Source organism: Paraburkholderia sp. (assembly GCF_035656215.1).
GTDB lineage: Bacteria > Pseudomonadota > Gammaproteobacteria > Burkholderiales > Burkholderiaceae > Paraburkholderia.
In genome coordinates, this window is record NZ_DASRSY010000187.1 from 1 (window position 1) to 16,018 (window position 16,018).

The 16,018-nt window shown below is 61.0% G+C and carries 14 protein-coding genes and 1 pseudogene; 2 read left to right on the forward strand and 13 right to left on the reverse strand.

The genetic code is table 11. The features are described from left to right. Together VFE81_RS10700 and VFE81_RS10705 are read right to left on the reverse strand one after the other, a co-directional pair. A partial coding sequence (locus VFE81_RS10700) for a DUF2891 family protein (protein WP_325044564.1) occupies positions 1 to 201 on the reverse strand: 201 nt, incomplete at its 3' end. A gap of 10 nt (positions 202 to 211) precedes the next feature. Continuing rightward, a pseudogene (locus tag VFE81_RS10705) lies at positions 212 to 418 on the reverse strand (5-oxoproline transporter, DUF979 family subunit); the annotation flags it as partial. A gap of 158 nt (positions 419 to 576) precedes the next feature. Between VFE81_RS10705 and VFE81_RS10710 the strand changes: the two are divergent. Next, positions 577 to 1,794, forward strand: coding sequence for an amidohydrolase family protein (locus VFE81_RS10710; protein ID WP_325044565.1), 1,218 nt, complete (start codon positions 577 to 579; stop codon positions 1,792 to 1,794). A gap of 137 nt (positions 1,795 to 1,931) precedes the next feature. Here VFE81_RS10710 and VFE81_RS10715 read toward each other — a convergent pair whose 3' ends face one another. Genes VFE81_RS10715 through VFE81_RS10730 form a run of 4 tightly spaced genes read right to left on the reverse strand, consistent with a single transcriptional unit; the run spans position 1,932 to position 6,313 of the window. Beyond that, on the reverse strand, positions 1,932 to 3,383 hold the full coding sequence (locus VFE81_RS10715; RefSeq protein ID WP_325044566.1) for an amidohydrolase family protein: 1,452 nt from the start codon (positions 3,381 to 3,383) through the stop codon (positions 1,932 to 1,934). Between the two features lie 34 nt (positions 3,384 to 3,417). After that, positions 3,418 to 4,614, reverse strand: coding sequence for an amidohydrolase family protein (locus VFE81_RS10720; protein ID WP_325044567.1), 1,197 nt, complete (start codon positions 4,612 to 4,614; stop codon positions 3,418 to 3,420). Between the two features lie 5 nt (positions 4,615 to 4,619). Beyond that, a complete protein-coding gene (locus VFE81_RS10725) occupies positions 4,620 to 6,098 on the reverse strand; it encodes a sodium:solute symporter (protein ID WP_325044568.1) in 1,479 nt (492 codons plus the stop codon). Further along, entirely contained in the window at positions 6,095 to 6,313 is a 219-nt protein-coding gene (locus VFE81_RS10730; protein ID WP_325044569.1) for a DUF3311 domain-containing protein, read from the reverse strand. The genes VFE81_RS10725 and VFE81_RS10730 overlap by 4 nt, the downstream gene beginning before the upstream one ends. Positions 6,314 to 6,779: 466 nt before the next feature. Between VFE81_RS10730 and VFE81_RS10735 the strand changes: the two genes are divergently transcribed. Then, a complete protein-coding gene (locus VFE81_RS10735) occupies positions 6,780 to 7,661 on the forward strand; it encodes a LysR family transcriptional regulator (protein ID WP_325044570.1) in 882 nt (293 codons plus the stop codon). A 118-nt stretch (positions 7,662 to 7,779) separates the two neighbouring features. Here the strand turns inward: VFE81_RS10735 and VFE81_RS10740 are convergent, their stop codons facing one another. From VFE81_RS10740 to VFE81_RS10770, 7 genes are all read right to left on the reverse strand, one after another. Then, complete coding sequence (locus VFE81_RS10740; protein WP_325044571.1) at positions 7,780 to 9,102, reverse strand: FAD-dependent oxidoreductase; 1,323 nt, start codon at positions 9,100 to 9,102, stop codon at positions 7,780 to 7,782. After that, positions 9,102 to 10,394, reverse strand: coding sequence for an FAD-binding oxidoreductase (locus VFE81_RS10745; protein ID WP_325044572.1), 1,293 nt, complete (start codon positions 10,392 to 10,394; stop codon positions 9,102 to 9,104). Before VFE81_RS10745 ends, VFE81_RS10740 begins: the two co-directional genes overlap by 1 nt. A 73-nt stretch (positions 10,395 to 10,467) precedes the next feature. Further along, positions 10,468 to 12,036, reverse strand: a complete 1,569-nt coding sequence (locus VFE81_RS10750; protein ID WP_325044573.1) for a DUF3138 family protein — start codon at positions 12,034 to 12,036, stop codon at positions 10,468 to 10,470. Between the two features lie 38 nt (positions 12,037 to 12,074). After that, positions 12,075 to 12,986 (reverse strand): ABC transporter permease subunit, encoded by a 912-nt coding sequence (locus VFE81_RS10755; RefSeq protein WP_325044574.1) that lies wholly within the window; start codon positions 12,984 to 12,986, stop codon positions 12,075 to 12,077. Continuing rightward, the gene (locus VFE81_RS10760) at positions 12,983 to 13,954 is read right to left on the reverse strand and encodes an ABC transporter permease subunit (RefSeq protein WP_414695576.1); all 972 of its coding nucleotides are present in this window, start codon (positions 13,952 to 13,954) and stop codon (positions 12,983 to 12,985) included. Before VFE81_RS10760 ends, VFE81_RS10755 begins: the two co-directional genes overlap by 4 nt. After that, a complete protein-coding gene (locus VFE81_RS10765) occupies positions 13,951 to 15,114 on the reverse strand; it encodes an ABC transporter ATP-binding protein (RefSeq protein WP_325044575.1) in 1,164 nt (387 codons plus the stop codon). The genes VFE81_RS10760 and VFE81_RS10765 overlap by 4 nt, the downstream gene beginning before the upstream one ends. Before the next feature lie 209 nt (positions 15,115 to 15,323). Continuing rightward, the coding region (locus VFE81_RS10770) for an extracellular solute-binding protein (RefSeq protein ID WP_325044576.1) at positions 15,324 to 16,018 on the reverse strand (695 nt) is incomplete at its 5' end.

A 16,018-nucleotide genomic window follows, 5' to 3' on the forward strand; every position in this document is an offset into this window, starting at 1 on the left:
ATGCAGGATCAGCCAGTAGCCATGCACGCAGGAATGCCAGTCGTAGCTGCCATAAAAAATCGGATGCAATGCACGCGGGCCCTGCACATCTTGCGGACCGGCGAGCGAATGTGTCAGCTTGTTCGGATACTCACGTGTGAGATGGGCGAGTGCAAGATTGGCGAATCTGGAAGCGAATTCGGGGGTGAGTTGAACAGTCATCGGCGCCTCCTCAAAAGCGGAATACGAACAGATACAGCAGTATGGTATTGAAGACCAGCAATAGTAAAGCGGTCGGCCACTGTGCCTTGATCACGCCGTTCTGGTCTTTCAGCTCCAGCAGCGCGGCCGGTACGATATTGAAGTTGGCGGCCATGGGGGTCATCAAAGTGCCGCAGAAGCCGCACAGCATGCCGATTGCGCCAAGGATAGCCGAACTATCCAGAAAATGAATATGGGCCATTCCAATATTTAATTTGTGGATAGGGTGGCTGTCCGATATGGTTCAACGATCCATCCCCCATAGGACCATGCAGCGCGACGAACGCAACCCGATCAGGGCGCGTTGGATGAGTCCTGACTCGCAGAGGCAGAACAATGTTCGACCGCGTATTCGTCAATGCCGTGGACGCCGACGGCAGTCCGCTCAACCTTGCCGTACATGAGGGTCGCTTTGTCGGCATCGGTCCGGAAAGTCCCGAGGTCGACGGCGCGGAGGTCGTCGATCTGGAAGGGCACCTGGTGTTGCCCGGGTTCGTCGATGGACATATTCACCTCGACAAAAGCTTCGTTGGCGACGGCTGGCGTCCTCATCGTCATGTCGCGAGCCTGCGTGAGCGTCTGGCTATCGAAAAGCAGGAACTGGCAAGCGCCGCGCCTATCGTCGAGCGCGCCGACGCGCTGATCCGCCAGGCTGCGTCGTTCGGCACCATTGCGATGCGCAGTCATGTCGACGTCGACGCGACGACGGGGCTGACCAACCTGCATGCCGTCTTGGAAGCGCGCGAGAAATGGCGCGGGGTCGTGGATATCGAACTCGTCGCATTCCCGCAGGCGGGCGTCGTGTCGTGTCCGGGAACGGCGGAAATTCTTGATGCAGCGGCCCGTGAAGGTGCGCAGGTGGTGGGCGGTATCGACCCGACCACGCTGGATGGCGACGCTGAAGGCCAGCTCGACATTGTCTTTGGCATTGCTGAAAAGCGCGGCGTGAAAATCGATATTCACCTCCATGAACCGGGGCAGCAAGGTATCGATCAACTGCACCGCATTGCTGCGCGCACCAGGGCGTCGGGGTTGAACGGCCGGGTATCGGTGAGTCACGCTTACGGGCTCGGCGACGTCGCGCCCGAGGTGGTCGACCGTGTAGCCGTCGCGCTTGCGGAAGCCAGTGTATCGATCATGACGAATGCGCCGGGCGACCGCGCGTTCCCGCCGATCCTGCAACTGCGCGCAGCCGGTGTGCGCGTGTTCACCGGCAACGACAACATTCAGGACGCGTGGTGGCCGTATGGCAACGGCGACATGTTGCAACGAGCCATGCTGGTCGGTTATCGCTCAGGTTTCTATACCGATGAAGAGCTGCGCGTTGCGTTGCACATGGCGACGGAAGCAGGCGCTGCCGTGCTGGAGAAAAGTGGATACGGGCCGAAGGTCGGCAATGAGGCGACGTTCGTCGTCGTGAAGGCGCCGAACGCCGCTGCTGCTGTCGCTGCCGTACCGGCTGATCGGGCCATTGTCCGAAACGGGCAATTCTGGGGCGATTCGTCACGTCTGCATTTCAAGGTCACGACGCCCGGACGCGGCCTCGTCGACTAAAACCGCCGTCCGGCAAGAAGCCGATGCATGGCGTGCCGCCACGGGTGGACCGGACCGTTTCCGCTACCTCCTGTACAAAGACGTCAACCGGCATATGAAGTTGACGCTCAACGCACCACGATAAAACCGCTCCGGCCTCAATAATGGCTACGCTGCCACAGCGTTGGCGGCGTTTCCAGCAGATGACGCAGACCTGCGCGGTCGAACGCGCGATCCGCGGCCGCTGACACGCGCTCGAGTATGTCCCCTTCGTCGACCGACAGCACCTGGTAGTTCTCCATCAGGATTTTGCCGCCGACCATCGTCATGCACACGTCGCCGGCATTCGCGAAGCAGGTGACGCGATGGACGGGCATATTCATCGGCATGAGGTGCGGCTTGTACAGGTCGACCAGAATGATGTCGGCCTGCTTGCCCACTTCCAGCGAACCGATCTCGTCGTCGAGCGACAGCGCTTTGGCGGCGTCGATCGTGACCATTTCGAGCACCTTGCCGTGCGGCAGGACGTCCGGGTCACGAAAATGACGGCGGTGGTAGTGCATGCATTGCCACATGTGGCGGAACATGTCGTAACCGCGGTCGGGTGCCGCGCCATCCGAGCCGATCGCCACCGTCACGCCGGCATCGATGAGTTCCGGCACAGGACAACGTCCGATGATCGACATGATCGCGCTTGGGTTGTGCACGATCGAGGCACCTGTCTCGACGCACGCCGCGATGTCCGCGGCACTCAGATCGATGGCGTGCGACATGAACGACTTCGCGTTCAGCAGTCCCAGCTCGCGATGCGCGAAATCCAGCGAGCCGGTGCGATGGCCATCCTGCGTGAAGCTTAAACCGCGTTCGCGGGCCAACGCTGTGTATCGCTCGGCCTGACGCCGGAAGACAGGTTCGTGTGCTGCTTGCTCGGGATAGTGCTGCGGTGCATAGACAGGTAGCGTCAACGCAATCTGGATACGGCCGTTGGCGTCACCATGGCATGCGTCGATGATCTCTTTGCATACATCGGCCATCTGCGCGAAATCGACATCGCGCGTCACGCTGCCGTTCGCTCCGTACTGCGTGTAGGCACGCGGTTCGGGTGGGCGCGACGGACCGACCGCGACGATCGAGCGGGTCCCCGTCTTGACCACCGCGTCGCAGTGACGCCGCGCATACACGGGGTCGTCGACGCGCATGATCGAATCGCCGCCGCCGAGCAGCGATACGCCAGTCGTCACACCCGCCTTGAGGCGCTCCAGTGCGGCAAGATGCGATTCCATTTCCCAGAACGTTTCGTCCGATGCGCGCGTATAGATCGCCTCGCACGCCGCCGACCAAGCATCGCCGTTCGCGCCACCGATCGTCCTGAGCATCGCGTGCCCGGCATGGGCGTGCGCGTCGATCAGGCCTGGCAGTACCGCCTTGCGGCGTGCGTCCATGACGCGTTCTGCCTGGTATTGCTGCGCGAGTGTGCGGGTCTCTCCGACGGCGACGATGCGATCGCCCTTGATGGCCACCGCGCCATCGTCGATGACGCGGCGCGCCGGATCGAGTGTGATCACGCAGCCGTGCTCGATCAGTATGTCGACCTGTTGCTTATCGTTCATATGCGGACTCTTCCTGTGAGGTGCTCGCGCACGGTTACACGGCGTCGACCAGCTCGCCGTTGCGTACGACGATGCGTCCGTTCGCCACGACCAGCTTGCGTCTGGGCCGGGCGACCACGGCATGCGCGACGGATTCGGCATCGACCAGCACGAGGTCCGCGCGTGCGCCGACACGCAGACCATAGTCGGCGAATCCGCAACCTCGAGCGGCAGCGTCGCTCACGCAGTCGAATGCAATCGCGAGGTCGTCGTCGCGTCGCAAGTCGTAGCGCATGCCGATCAGCATCGCGCGTTCGAGCATGTCCGGTACGCCATACGGCGACCAGGTGTCGCGAATCCCATCGTTGCCGCCGAAGATCGTGATGCCTTTGTCCCTGCAAACCTTAAGCGGCGGAACGGGGCGAGACGGCGGCGCGCTGGTCAGAAGTGCTACGCGCAGATGCGCGATCCGATCGAGCAGCGCGTCGCGTTCACGTTCCGGTAATGCGCCGAGGCAGAACGCGTGGCTGACGACCACCTGACCCTGCATGCCCGTCGCCTCGACGCGATCGAGCAGCAGTTTTAGCGTGAAGGCGCCGACTTCACCGGGCTCGTGCAGATGGATGTCGATCGGCTTGCCGTAGCGTTGCGCCAGCTCAAAGGTCGCGTTGAGCGACGCGACGGGATCGCCGTCGATCAAGGCGGGATCGAGCGCGCCGAGTACGTCGGCACCTTCGGCGAGCGCGCTGCCGAGCAGTTCAACCGTGCCGGGACGGATCAACATCCCCGACTGGGGAAACGCGACGATCTGCATGTCCAGCACATCGCGCATCGTCTGCCGCGTGCCGATCACGCCTTCGAGGTAACGCAATTGCGCGTCAGTATCGACGTCAACGTGGGTGCGCAGGCGCGTCGTGCCTGCCTGAACAAATGCCCGCGCCAGCGCGAGCGACTGGGTGGCCGCATCGTGTCCCGACGTCTTGCGCCATTCGCGCTCGTTGTTGATCCGGTCGATGAGTGCGGGGCCGACCTCGTTGCGATACCACGACTGGTCCCAGTTGCTTTTGTCGATGTGCGTGTGCCCTTCGACGAAGCCCGGCAGCAGCAACGCGCCGCCGCCGTCTGCGGTTAGCACGCCAGGCTGCGCTTCGACATGCGGCCCGAGCGCCTCGATGAGACCGTCGGCGATGGATACGGAAACCGGTTGGCCGTCAGCCAGCCGGACGTTGGAGAGAAGAAGAGAGCGAGTCATGTTGGTTATGCCGATTCGACGGAAGTGGCGATACGGGCCCGCAACGCGCGCTGCGCGGCGCTGATCGCGATGAACACTACTGCATTGGCGAACAGCGCGACGAGGCCCGTGTTGATGGAAGTGAAGGTGATGGACGCGGCCGGGAAAACAGAGGCCAGCGTCATGCCGCGCCCGTTCGCCAGCGCCAGCACGATCCCGCCTGCAAAGATACCGCCGAATGCCGCTTCCCGGGTGCCGAATGGGCGCTTCAGGAAACTCGAGGCGAGCATGGGCACCAGTTGCGTCAGCAGGCTCGACGAGAAGATCGCGAGGGCGACGAAGTTCGAGCCGCCACGCAGCACGAAGTAGACGACGACCAGCGTGAACAGAGGCAGTGCGATTCGCGCGACGCGCCCGACTTGCTGGTCGCTCGCCTGCGGTGCGAAGCCTTCGCGGTAGATGTTGCGGGCGATCATCGTCGACGCGTTGAGCATGATCAGCGAGCCTGGCACCAATGCCGTGAGCAGACCAGCGCCGCCGACGATCCCAACAAACCACGACGGGAAAGTCTGCTTGACGAGCCGCAGCAGCGCGAGATCGGTTTGCGCGCCTTCGAGCCCGTGCACCGTCAATACCGCGGCGAAACCGACGAGGAACAGGAATGCGATCAACACCTGGTAGATCGGCATCAGCACGGTGTTCTTGCGCAGCGCCGACGCGTCGCGTGCCACGTAGACGGCAGTGAAGCCGTGCGGGTACAGGTAGTAGCCAAGCGATGTCAGCAGGAGTGTCGAGTTGTACCAGCTCAGATTGAAACCGCGCTCCGGCATGCGCAGCAGTTCCGGATGGACGGCGTCGATGCGCGCGAACATCTCGCCGAAGCCGCCGAAGTAGTGCAGCGGCAAATAGGTGCCGAGAAAAATCGCGAGACCGAGGATCAGTACATCCTTGAAGATCGCAATGCTTGCCGAACCGTGGATGCCCGACACGCTCATGTACAGGACCATCAGGGTCGCACTGATCCAGATAGCCGTGTCCTGCGAGATCGAACCATATGACATCTCGGAGACGATAATGCCGAGCCCGCGTAACTGGATGATCAGCAACGACACCATCGCGAAGACGGCCACCACCGACACCAGCACGCCGATGGCGCGGCTATCGTACTTCGACGCGAAATAATCGGCGAACGACACAAGGCCGTGTTCCTTCGCGTAGCGCCAGATGGCGGGCAGCATCCAGTAACCGAACACGTACGCAAGGCAGCCGTACGACAGGATGTAGAACGCCGGGACTCCCTTGCTGTAGGTCCAGCCACTCGCGCCGAGAAACGAGAAGGTCGAGAAAGCCTCACCTGCCATTAGCAGGAAGGTAAGCAGCGACCCGAAGCCGCGCCCGCCGACTGCCCATTGTTCGAGGCTGAACGTTTTGCCGCGACGCGCGTACAGGCCGACCGCCAGCGCGAAGAGGGCAAACAGAACGATGATGATGAGGGCTGGATTCATTGGCCGTCTCCCGTGTGCTCGCCCGCGCGTGCCGCTTCGTCGCGGCTGTCGAGGTAGTAGATGAATGCGAGGATGGCGGCCGTTGCAGCCATCCAGAACAGGTTCCACACGAGCAGAAACGGCAGGCCGAACAGGAACGGCGTACTGGCGGCAAGTGTGCCGCCCGAATAGATGCCGATAAACGGCAGCGCGGCCAGCAGAAAACGAAATTTCATGGGATCCTCCCGGCCGTGCCCGCCAGCATCATGCCTGCGCCGATGCACACAAATGGCTTCATCCAACTGTTCTTCAACTGCGGTTTCTTCATGCCTGTCTCCGGGTATTTGTCTCGTGATGGGGGCTGTTCTTTCGCCGACACGGCGGTGTCGTGTCGTGCTTTGCCCGCATTCGAGTTTTCTTGTCTGATGTCGAAGCGGAATAGCTGGCCACTGCGAGCCCACCGAAATCACCGCATCGATAGCGCTTGATGTTATCCATCTCACCCGGCATTCAAAAATTAAATGTTCAAATGCCAGTCAGTTGAAAATCGAATACTATTGGTTAGACGTATGCCGTTATCAAGCGTTGTGGTGTCTGACTGGAGCGGGCTGGGATGCGCCGTTCATGAGGCCCGTGCGCGATTGCCAGCCTGCCTGATGCGTGATAGAAATCAGCGTCCGCATTTAAAGATCAAATGGTTCGATGAAACCCAACGCCAAAGCACGTACACCGCTATTCGATCTGGATTTGCTGAAGGCCATCGTCATGGTGGCCGATTGCGGCACCTTTACAGCGGCTTCCGCACGGCTTCATTCCACGCAGTCCACCGTGAGCCAGAAAGTGCGGCGCCTGGAGGATATGGCTGGACACAAGCTTCTCGAGCGAGGCAGTCGTGACGTGAGTCCGACCGATGCCGGCGAAACGCTGCTCGCCTACGCGCGCCGGATGCTTGCCCTCAACGATGAAATGATTGAGGCGCTGTCGGGCGCGACGGTGGGGCTGACTGTCCGGCTGGGCGTACCGGAGGACTTCGTCGGTGGGCCGACAACCCATATGCTTGCCGCGTTTAACCGCAAGCATCCGCAGGTGAAGCTGGAAGTGACCAGCGGATTGAGCCGGGACCTCGGCAACAGCTATGATCGCGGCGACCTCGATCTGATCCTCGTGAAGCAGCGGCGCAACAGTCGCGAGGCCGTCGCGTGCTGGCCGGAGCAATTGAGGTGGATCGACAGTGCCAGGAATCCTTCGTTCCAGCTGGATCCGATTCCCCTCGTCGCGTTTCCGCCGCGCGGGCTGTACCGTGACGACATGACCAACGCCATTGAAGGGCTCGGACGCCGCTGGCGGCTCAGCTTCATCAGTTCGAGTTTGAGCGGAATCCAGGCGGCCGTTGCCGATGGTCTTGGCATCAGTCTTCTTCCCGCGCGCGCGGTGACGGCTGATCACGCCGTGCTGACACCGAAAAGCGGGCTGCCTTCAATCGAAACCATGGATATCGCGCTGCTTCATCGCCCGACTGCCGATGCCGTCGTCAAGGAACTTGCGCGCGCGTTGGCTCGTATGTTCGGGCCGCAGCGGCGATGAAGCACTCGAATATCGGGGGGCGAGGTCGGGATCCTGAGGGCGCGGCATGTGTGGGGCTGCACAAGCACGATGGGCAGGATGCTAATAAAAGCACTCAATTTGTCACTGGAAAAACGGCCTAAAACAGCTCCAGAATCCGGTGATACATCATCCCAAGTTCAAGCGCCGGCCCACGCAATGCTGGACCGCCCGGAAAGCGAGCATGCCGCAACTGCGCGAACAGTTCGAAGGCCGCAGTCTCCCCGGCCATGGCTTGAGCAATCACGCGCCCGGCGATGCCGGTCAGCGCCACACCGTGCCCAGAGAAACCCTGCACGTAGAAGTAATTCGGATCGATCGAACCAAAATCCGGTGCACGATTACGCGTGACGTCGACAAAACCGCCCCATGCATAGTCGATTCGCACATCGCCGAGTTGCGGGAACACGCCGATCATGCGATTGCGAATCTCTTCTCCAAGCTGCACAGGCGATGCACCACTCGAACTCGCGCGCCCGCCGAACAGCACGCGATGATCAGCCGACAGACGGAAGTAATCGAGGAAAAAGTTGTTGTCGCAAATCGCCTCGCGCCCCTTAATCAACGCGTCGGCGCGTGCTTTACCGAGTGGCTCCGTGGCGACGATATACGACGCAATCGGCGCAATGCGCGCGGCCACCGGCGCGGGCAACACGTCGCCGATCGTCGCATTGCCGCATGCCGCGACGAACCGGCAGCGCACCTCGCCACTAGCGGTACGCACGACAGGCCGTGCGCCGCGCACGACTTCGATCACCGGTGAATGCGCGAACAGTTGTGCCCCTTCACGACGTGCTGCGGCGGCGAGGCCAAGGCAGTATTTGAGCGGATGCAGATGGCCCGAAAACGGATCGTAGACACCCGCCAGATAGCGTTGCGAAGCGACGCGTGAACGCACTTCGTCGGTGTCGAGCCACGCGAGCTTCGTATAACCCCAGCGTTGTGAGGCCGATTCCATCCACGAACGCAGATCCGGCACACGCTTCGGTTTGGTGGCCACCGTCAGATAACCGGAGGTGAAGTCGCAATCGATGCCGTAGCGTTCGATGCGTTCGCGCACCAAGGCTACGCCCTCTACCGACATGGCCCACGCGGCGCGTGCGCCATCGAGCCCGAGTTGCCGTTCGATGATCTCGTCTTTCGCGAAACCCACCAGCGTTTGGCCGCCGTTGCGGCCCGATGCGCCCCAACCCGGACGATGCGCATCGAGCACGACCACCGACAACCCACGCGCCCGGCATTCCAGCGCCACCGACAAACCGGAGAATCCCGCGCCGATCACACAGACATCGGCCTCCAGCGTGCCTTCGAGCATCGGATCGTCGGTAAGCGGACGCGCGGCACTGGCCTCGTAGTAGGAGTTAGCGATCAGCGCATCGGCGCGGCGGTCGAGGGTATTAAAGCCAGGAGTCGGAGCATTCATCAAAGCAGGTCCTTCATTCGATACCAGGCCATCGCAAGCACGAGGGCAGGGGTCCGCAGTGTAGCGCCGCCAGGAAAGTTGCGGTGGCGAATCTTGCCGAACAGATCGAAGCGCGATGCCTGGCCGTCTATCGCCTCAGCGATCAGTTTGCCCGCGAGTCCGGTGGTGTTCACGCCATGGCCGGAGAATCCCTGCGCGAAATACACTGTAGGCGACAGCCGGCCGAAATGCGGCGCGCGATTCATCGTGATGTCGACGAAACCGCCCCACGCATAGTCGATTTTGACATCGTCGAGCTGCGGAAAAGTCTTCAGCATATCGCGGCGCATCGCTTCACCGAGGTTGCGCGGCGCGAGCTTCGAATAGCTGACTTTGCCGCCCCACAGCAGACGGTTGTCGGGCGCGGGGCGGAAATAATCGAGCACAAAGCGGCTGTCGCACACAGCCGCCTTCGCCGGCATCAGCGCTTCGGCGCGATCGGGGTCGAGTGGTTCGGTGGCGATCACGTAGGTGCCGACCGGCATGATTTTGCTGGCGACATCCGGCGCGAGCTGGCCGAGATAGGTATTGCAGGCGAGCACGACGAATTGCGCCTGCACTTTACCGCGCGCGGTTTCGGCCACATGCCGGCCGTTTTCCTGGCGCAACGCGGTGACGCAACTGTCTTCAAAAATCTGCACGCCGGCGGCGCGTGCCGCGCGCGCCAGACCGAGCGTGTAATTCAACGGATGCAGATGGCCGCTATCCGCATCGAACAATCCGCCGAGGTAGCGCTGCGATTGAACATAGTCGCCGACGCCATCGGCATCGACATAGCTGAAGCGGTCGTAACCGAAGCGCTTTTGCGCTTCGTCACGCCATTTTTGCAGCGCGTCCGTATCGCGCGGTTTGTTTGCCGCGGTCAGATAACCGATGGTCAGGTCGCAGTCGATCTGATGCTTCGCGACACGCTCCTTGACGATATCCAGGGTTTCGAGCCCCATGTCCCAAACACGTTTCACGTCATCCGCGGGCATGAACTTCGCGAATGTATCGATATCGCAGGCAAACCCCCCGATCAACTGGCCACCATTGCGGCCGCTTGCGGCCCATCCGACTTTCGATGCTTCGAGCACCGCGACCGAATGGCCGCGTTCAGCGAGATTCAACGCAGTCGAGATACCGGTGAGACCCGCGCCGATCACACAGACGTCGACGTTGAGCGTTTCTTCGAGCGGCGGATGGCGGGTGGTGTCGTTAGCGGTTGCTGCGTAATACGAGGTGACGTGAGTCTGGTTCGAGAATCGGAGCATAGGCAGAGCATGCAGAAGAGGCCTTGGCGCGTGGCCCGCGATACAGCCGGGCCACGCGATGAGGCGGGTCGTGTTAGAACGAGTAGATGAACTGCGTCGCGAGCAGGTCGTTAGACTTGCCGTACGAACCGTCGTTCTTCAGGAACACCTGTTTGTTGGCCCAGTCGTGACGATATTCCACCTTGACCGTGATCTGCTGGGTCGGATAGAACAACAGGTCGAGCGAAACGTCCTGACGGGTTGCGCCCTTGCACTCGAAGCCAAGACCGCCGTTCGACTTCGAATTGGCGAGACAGTCCGCGCCGATGCCGAAGCCGTTGGAAGTGTCCATGCCGTTCGAATTCAGCGCGATGCCACCGCCCCCGCCGCCGTTCTTACTGTCGACGAGCACGTCATAGCGCACCGTCGCGCCCATGCGGCCCACCACCGGCAGCGTGAACTTGCGGTGCGCGAGCAGCGAGAGGCCGTACCACTGCGCCTGGCCACCGTTGAACGCAGCGTTCTGCTGCTGACCGTAGTCGACTTCGGCGTTGTACTGCACGTCGGCGAGGGTGTAGGTCAGGTCGGCTTCACCGAAGAAGAACGTGCCGCCCGCGCCAGGCGAGTTGCCGCCCACGCCGTAGGCGACCGCACCGGTGTTCGCGTCGATCGCGCTAGGCAGCGTCTGACGGCCGATGTTGATCGAGCCGCCCACATCCAGTGCGCTCGACCATGTGTAGTCCGTACGCGCCGTGAAGGTCGGAATCTTGTTGCTGGTGGTGATCGGATCGCCCAGCGCATTGGTTCCGATCTGCGTCGTCGCGCCGTACGTACGATACTGCTCGTTGCCGAGGAAGAACTTCCACGCCCAGTTGCCCGTCGTATAGTTCGCGCCGATGCCGATGTAGCTACCCGGATCGGAGAAGTCATACAGCAGGTTGTGCGTGAGCGTCAGCATCTGGTTCGACTGCTGAACCTCATAACCGCCGAAGCTCGGAATCAAACCGGCAACAAGGGTTGTGGTCGCCGTCAACGGCACGTTGATCACTGCCGTGTTCAGGATGTTGTTGCCGATATCGCCGTGCTCGTTCTGCAGCAGCGTAATCCCGTTGCCGCGGTTCGGCATCAAGGTGATTTCGGCCGACGGCGCCATCGGGCCGACACCGAAGGTCTTCTTGATGTCTAAGTACAGATCGCCGAACGTGCTGTTGAAGTAGTTGTAGCTACTTTCGTGGTTCGCGAACAGGAACGCCGAGCTGCTCTGCGCGCGGTTATACATGTAGGTCGGATCGATATAGCCCGTCACCGACAAACCGGCGATCGGACCCGTGTTCGCCGCGTCTTCCAGCGAATCGACCTTCAGCTGCTGATTGGCGATCTGTTGCTTCATCGACGTGACGTCGTCGTTGCTCAGCGTCGCTTGCGCCTTGCCGTAATCCGGCGACGAGACGTCGACTGGCGCCGCCACGACAGCCGCTGCCGGCGCGACGGTCGCTGCAGCCGCTTTCGGCTTGGTCGCTACCTCTGAACGCAGCTGCTTTACCTCCTTCTGCAGCGCGTTGAGTTGGGCCTGGAGCGCCTTGATCTGGTCGCTGGTGGCGTCTGCCATGGCAAAGCCTGGCAAACTCCCCGCCACCAACAGACAGATGAGCTTCTTTCTCATGCAAATTCTCCTTATTGGTCGTATTGCAAAAGGACTTCTTATGCGCGTGCCGTATCGAGCGACTTCCGTACGGCGGCTTGTTGTGGTGCTAACGGCAACAGGTCGGCGGCATCGGCGAGTGCGAAGGCCATCTGCATGTCGCGATTGCGCTTGCGCTCACGCACCTGCATCCAGCGGTTGACGGCGATCACACCGATCGTCACCGTGGTGATGAAGATGGTGGCGAGCGCATTCATTTCCGGATTCAAACCGAGGCGTACACGCGAGAACACGACGAGCGGCAGCGTGGTCGAGCCGGGGCCGGACAGAAACGCGGAGAGCACGAGATCGTCGAAAGACAGCGTGAACGACAGCAGCCAGCCGGACATGAGTGCCTGCGAGATCAGCGGCAAGGTGATCAGGAAGAACACCTTGAAGGGCGTGGCGCCGAGATCGAGTGCGGCTTCTTCGAGCGACTTGTTGAACTCTTTCACCCGCGATTGCACGATGATCGCCACGTACGAAACGCACAGCATCACGTGGCCGATCCAGATCGTGAAGAGACCGCGGCCCTTCGGCCAGCCGAGCATCTGTTCGAGTGCGACGAACAGCAACAGGAGCGAGATACCCTGAATCACTTCAGGAATCACGAGCGGCGCGTTGATCATGCCGGCGAACAGGGTGAAGCCGCGAAAGCGCCCGAAGCGGGCCAGCACGAACCCGGCCCATGTGCCGATCACGACGGAGGCAAACGCGGTCATGAGACCAATTTTCAGCGACAGCCATGCCGCACTCAGCAGTTCGCCGTCCTGCAGCAGCGCGCCATACCATTTGAGCGAAAAGCCGGACCAGACTGTCACGAGCTTCGACTCGTTGAACGAATACACCACCAGGCTGATGATCGGGATATACAGAAACAGAAACCCGAAAGTCAGCACACTCGTGGACAGCGTCTTATTAGGCTTGATCATTTCGCGCCCTCCAGTTCCTTGACCTGGTAGTACTGGAACACGGCCATCGGCACGAGCAGCAGTAGAACCATGGCGACGGTGACAGCGGATGCCATCGGCCAGTCCATGTCGTTGAAGAATTCATCCCACATCACGCGGCCGATCATCAGCGTGTCGGCGCCGCCAAGCAGTTCAGGAATCACGTACTCGCCCACAGCCGGAATGAACACCAGCAGACTGCCGGCGATGATGCCGTTCTTCGACAGCGGCAAGGTGATGCGCGTGAACGCCGTCCAGGGTTTGCAACCGAGGTCGTAGGCCGCTTCGAGCAGCGTCAGATCCATCTTCACCAGATGCGCATATAACGGCATCACCATGAACGGCAGGTACGAATAAACCATGCCGATATAGACGCCAATATCCGTGTGGTAGAGGCGCAACGGCGAATGAATCATGCCGATTGCCATCAGCGTGTGATTGAGCAGGCCGTCGTCCTTCAGGATGCCGATCCATGCGTAGACGCGGATCAGGAACGATGTCCAGAACGGCAGCATCACGCCCATCATCAGCAGGTTGCGTTTCGCCGGTTCCGAGCGTGCGATGTAGTACGCAACCGGATAGCCGATCAGCAGGCAGAAGAAGGTCGAGACCGCCGCCATTTTCAGCGAGCTGATATAGGTCGCGACGTACAGATCGTCCTGCAGCAGGAACGCGTAGTGCCCGAGCTGCATCGCGAAGTGCACCATGCCGTCCTTGACCGTCACGAGATCCGTGTACGGTGGGATGCCCAGACGCAGATCGGCGAAGCTGATCTTCAGCACCAGCACGAACGGCAACGCAAAGAACACGAAGAGCCACAGGAACGGCACACCGATCACAGTCGTGCGGCCCGAGGGCACCAGCATCGCGAGGCGTTTTTTCAGCGAGCCGGGCAAGCGGCTGCCGGACGGCGCGCCGGGCGCCGCGGGGGAGGTAGTGGGATTGCTCATTGCGTCAGCACCACGCCGCTAGCCGGCGACCAGTAGACGAACACGTCGTCGTTATAGGACGGCGCACCTTCGCTCATCAGGTGCGAGCTGGAGAGATTCGACACGACCGTCTTGCCGCTCGGCAGGCGCACGTGATACAGCGAATAGCTGCCCATGTACGCGACGTCCGAGACCACGCCGCGCGCCCAGTTGTGCGGCGTCGCGGGTTTCTCGAGCGAGACCTTCACGCGTTCCGGACGCACCGAGATGCCCACCGGCATACCGAGCGGCCCAGTAATGCCATGGCTCACGTAGATGTTCGTTTCGAGGTCTTCGCTTTCGACGAAGATGTGATCCGGTTCATCCGCGACCACGGTGCCTTCGAACAGGTTGGTCGAGCCGATGAACTCGGCCGAGAAGCGGCTATTCGGAAACTCGTACACCTGGCTGGGCGAGCCGATCTGCACGATGCGGCCTTCGCTCATCACCGCGAGGCGGCCGGCCATCGTCATGGCCTCTTCCTGATCGTGCGTGACCATCACGCAGGTCACATCGACTTTCTCGATGATGTTTACCAGTTCGAGCTGGGTCTTCTGGCGGATCTGTTTATCGAGCGCCGACATCGGTTCGTCGAGCAGCAGCAGCTTGGGGCGCTTGACGAGTGAGCGGGCCAGCGCTACACGCTGCTGCTGGCCGCCAGACAACTGGTGCGGTTTGCGCTGCGCGTATTTGCTCATCTGCACGAGATGCAGCGCGTCGGCGACCCGCTCCTTGATCTCGTTCTTTGGTGTGCCTTCCTGCTTGAGACCGAAGGCGATATTCGCTTCGACGCTCATATGCGGGAACAGCGCATACGACTGGAACATCATGTTGACTGGCCGCTTGTACGGCGGCATCGCGGCGAGATCTTCGCCGTCGACGAAAATGCGCCCTGAGGTGACCGTTTCCAGTCCGGCGAGCATGCGCAGGAGCGTGGATTTGCCGCAGCCGGAGCTGCCGAGCAGCGCGAACAACTCGTTCTTTGCGATGTTCAGATTGACGTTGTCGACAGCGGTGCTGTCGCCGAATTTCTTTACGACATTTTCGATGCGAACGAATTCATCCGATTTCGATTTTGTCGTCGGTGCGGGGCGGGCCATCTGAGCGGCGCCGGCCGCGCTATTTAAGGTCGTCGAGTTCATGATGTAACCATTCCTTGCGGATCGCGAGCGCAAGTGTCTCCATACGAGTCGCGCAAAGCGGCTCGCAAGGTGCGCTGCGATCGGAAAACATGGGACTGCGCGCTGGTGGGACGCTAAAAGCGCGCAGGCTGACTACAGTTACTGCCATTCATGCACTCAGGGTTCGAGCGATCCCTGAGCGCGGAATAAAGAGTTTTAGTTTGGCTTTATCAATGGCCGGTTTTAAGCTGCGCCCAAAGACGATTTTCCAGGCGCAGGATGTCGGTCGGCATCGGCTTCATCAGCGTCATTTTGCTCAGCACGTCGTCGCCCGGATAAACGGTCTTATCCTGCGAGACCGCCGGCGTGACGAACTGGCGCGCGGCCTTGTTCGCAGTCGGATAGAACACTTCATTGGTGATTGCAGCGTTGACCTTCGGATCTGAGATGTAGTTGATCCACTTCAGCGCGGCTTCAGGATGCGGCGCATCTTTCGGAATCACCATCACGTCGAACCACAACAGGCCGCCTTCTTTCACGTTCGAGAACTTGATCTGATACGAGCGCTTGGCTTCTTCGGTGCGGCGGCTTGCGATGCCGACGTCGCCCGACCATCCCACCGCAACGCAGACGTCGTTGTTGGCGAGATCGTTGATGTAGCCGGAAGAATTGAATTGGGTGATATACGGGCGGACTTTCTTCAGCACTTCGAAAGCGGCCTGATAGTCGGCGGGGTTGGTGCTGTTCGGATCTTTATGCATGTATTGCAGTGTTGCGGCGAATACATCGACGGCCTGGTCGAGGAACGACACACCACAGCCTTTCAGTTTCGACAGATTGGCCGGGTCGAACACGAGGGCCCAGCTATCCACCGGCGCATTCGCACCGAGTGCTTTCTGTATGGCCTGCACGTTGTAGCCGATGC

Bases quoted from the DNA above. Each gene is read 5' to 3' on its own strand.
- VFE81_RS10710 (WP_325044565.1), top strand. From the start codon at position 577: ATGTTCGACCGCGTATTCGTCAATGCCGTGGACGCCGACGGCAGTCCG.
- VFE81_RS10715 (WP_325044566.1), bottom strand. From the start codon at position 3,383: ATGAACGATAAGCAACAGGTCGACATACTGATCGAGCACGGCTGCGTG.
- VFE81_RS10720 (WP_325044567.1), bottom strand. From the start codon at position 4,614: ATGACTCGCTCTCTTCTTCTCTCCAACGTCCGGCTGGCTGACGGCCAA.
- VFE81_RS10725 (WP_325044568.1), bottom strand. From the start codon at position 6,098: ATGAATCCAGCCCTCATCATCATCGTTCTGTTTGCCCTCTTCGCGCTG.
- VFE81_RS10730 (WP_325044569.1), bottom strand. From the start codon at position 6,313: ATGAAATTTCGTTTTCTGCTGGCCGCGCTGCCGTTTATCGGCATCTAT.
- VFE81_RS10735 (WP_325044570.1), top strand. From the start codon at position 6,780: ATGAAACCCAACGCCAAAGCACGTACACCGCTATTCGATCTGGATTTG.
- VFE81_RS10740 (WP_325044571.1), bottom strand. From the start codon at position 9,102: ATGAATGCTCCGACTCCTGGCTTTAATACCCTCGACCGCCGCGCCGAT.
- VFE81_RS10745 (WP_325044572.1), bottom strand. From the start codon at position 10,394: ATGCTCCGATTCTCGAACCAGACTCACGTCACCTCGTATTACGCAGCA.
- VFE81_RS10750 (WP_325044573.1), bottom strand. From the start codon at position 12,036: ATGAGAAAGAAGCTCATCTGTCTGTTGGTGGCGGGGAGTTTGCCAGGC.
- VFE81_RS10755 (WP_325044574.1), bottom strand. From the start codon at position 12,986: ATGATCAAGCCTAATAAGACGCTGTCCACGAGTGTGCTGACTTTCGGG.
- VFE81_RS10760 (WP_414695576.1), bottom strand. From the start codon at position 13,954: ATGAGCAATCCCACTACCTCCCCCGCGGCGCCCGGCGCGCCGTCCGGC.
- VFE81_RS10765 (WP_325044575.1), bottom strand. From the start codon at position 15,114: ATGAACTCGACGACCTTAAATAGCGCGGCCGGCGCCGCTCAGATGGCC.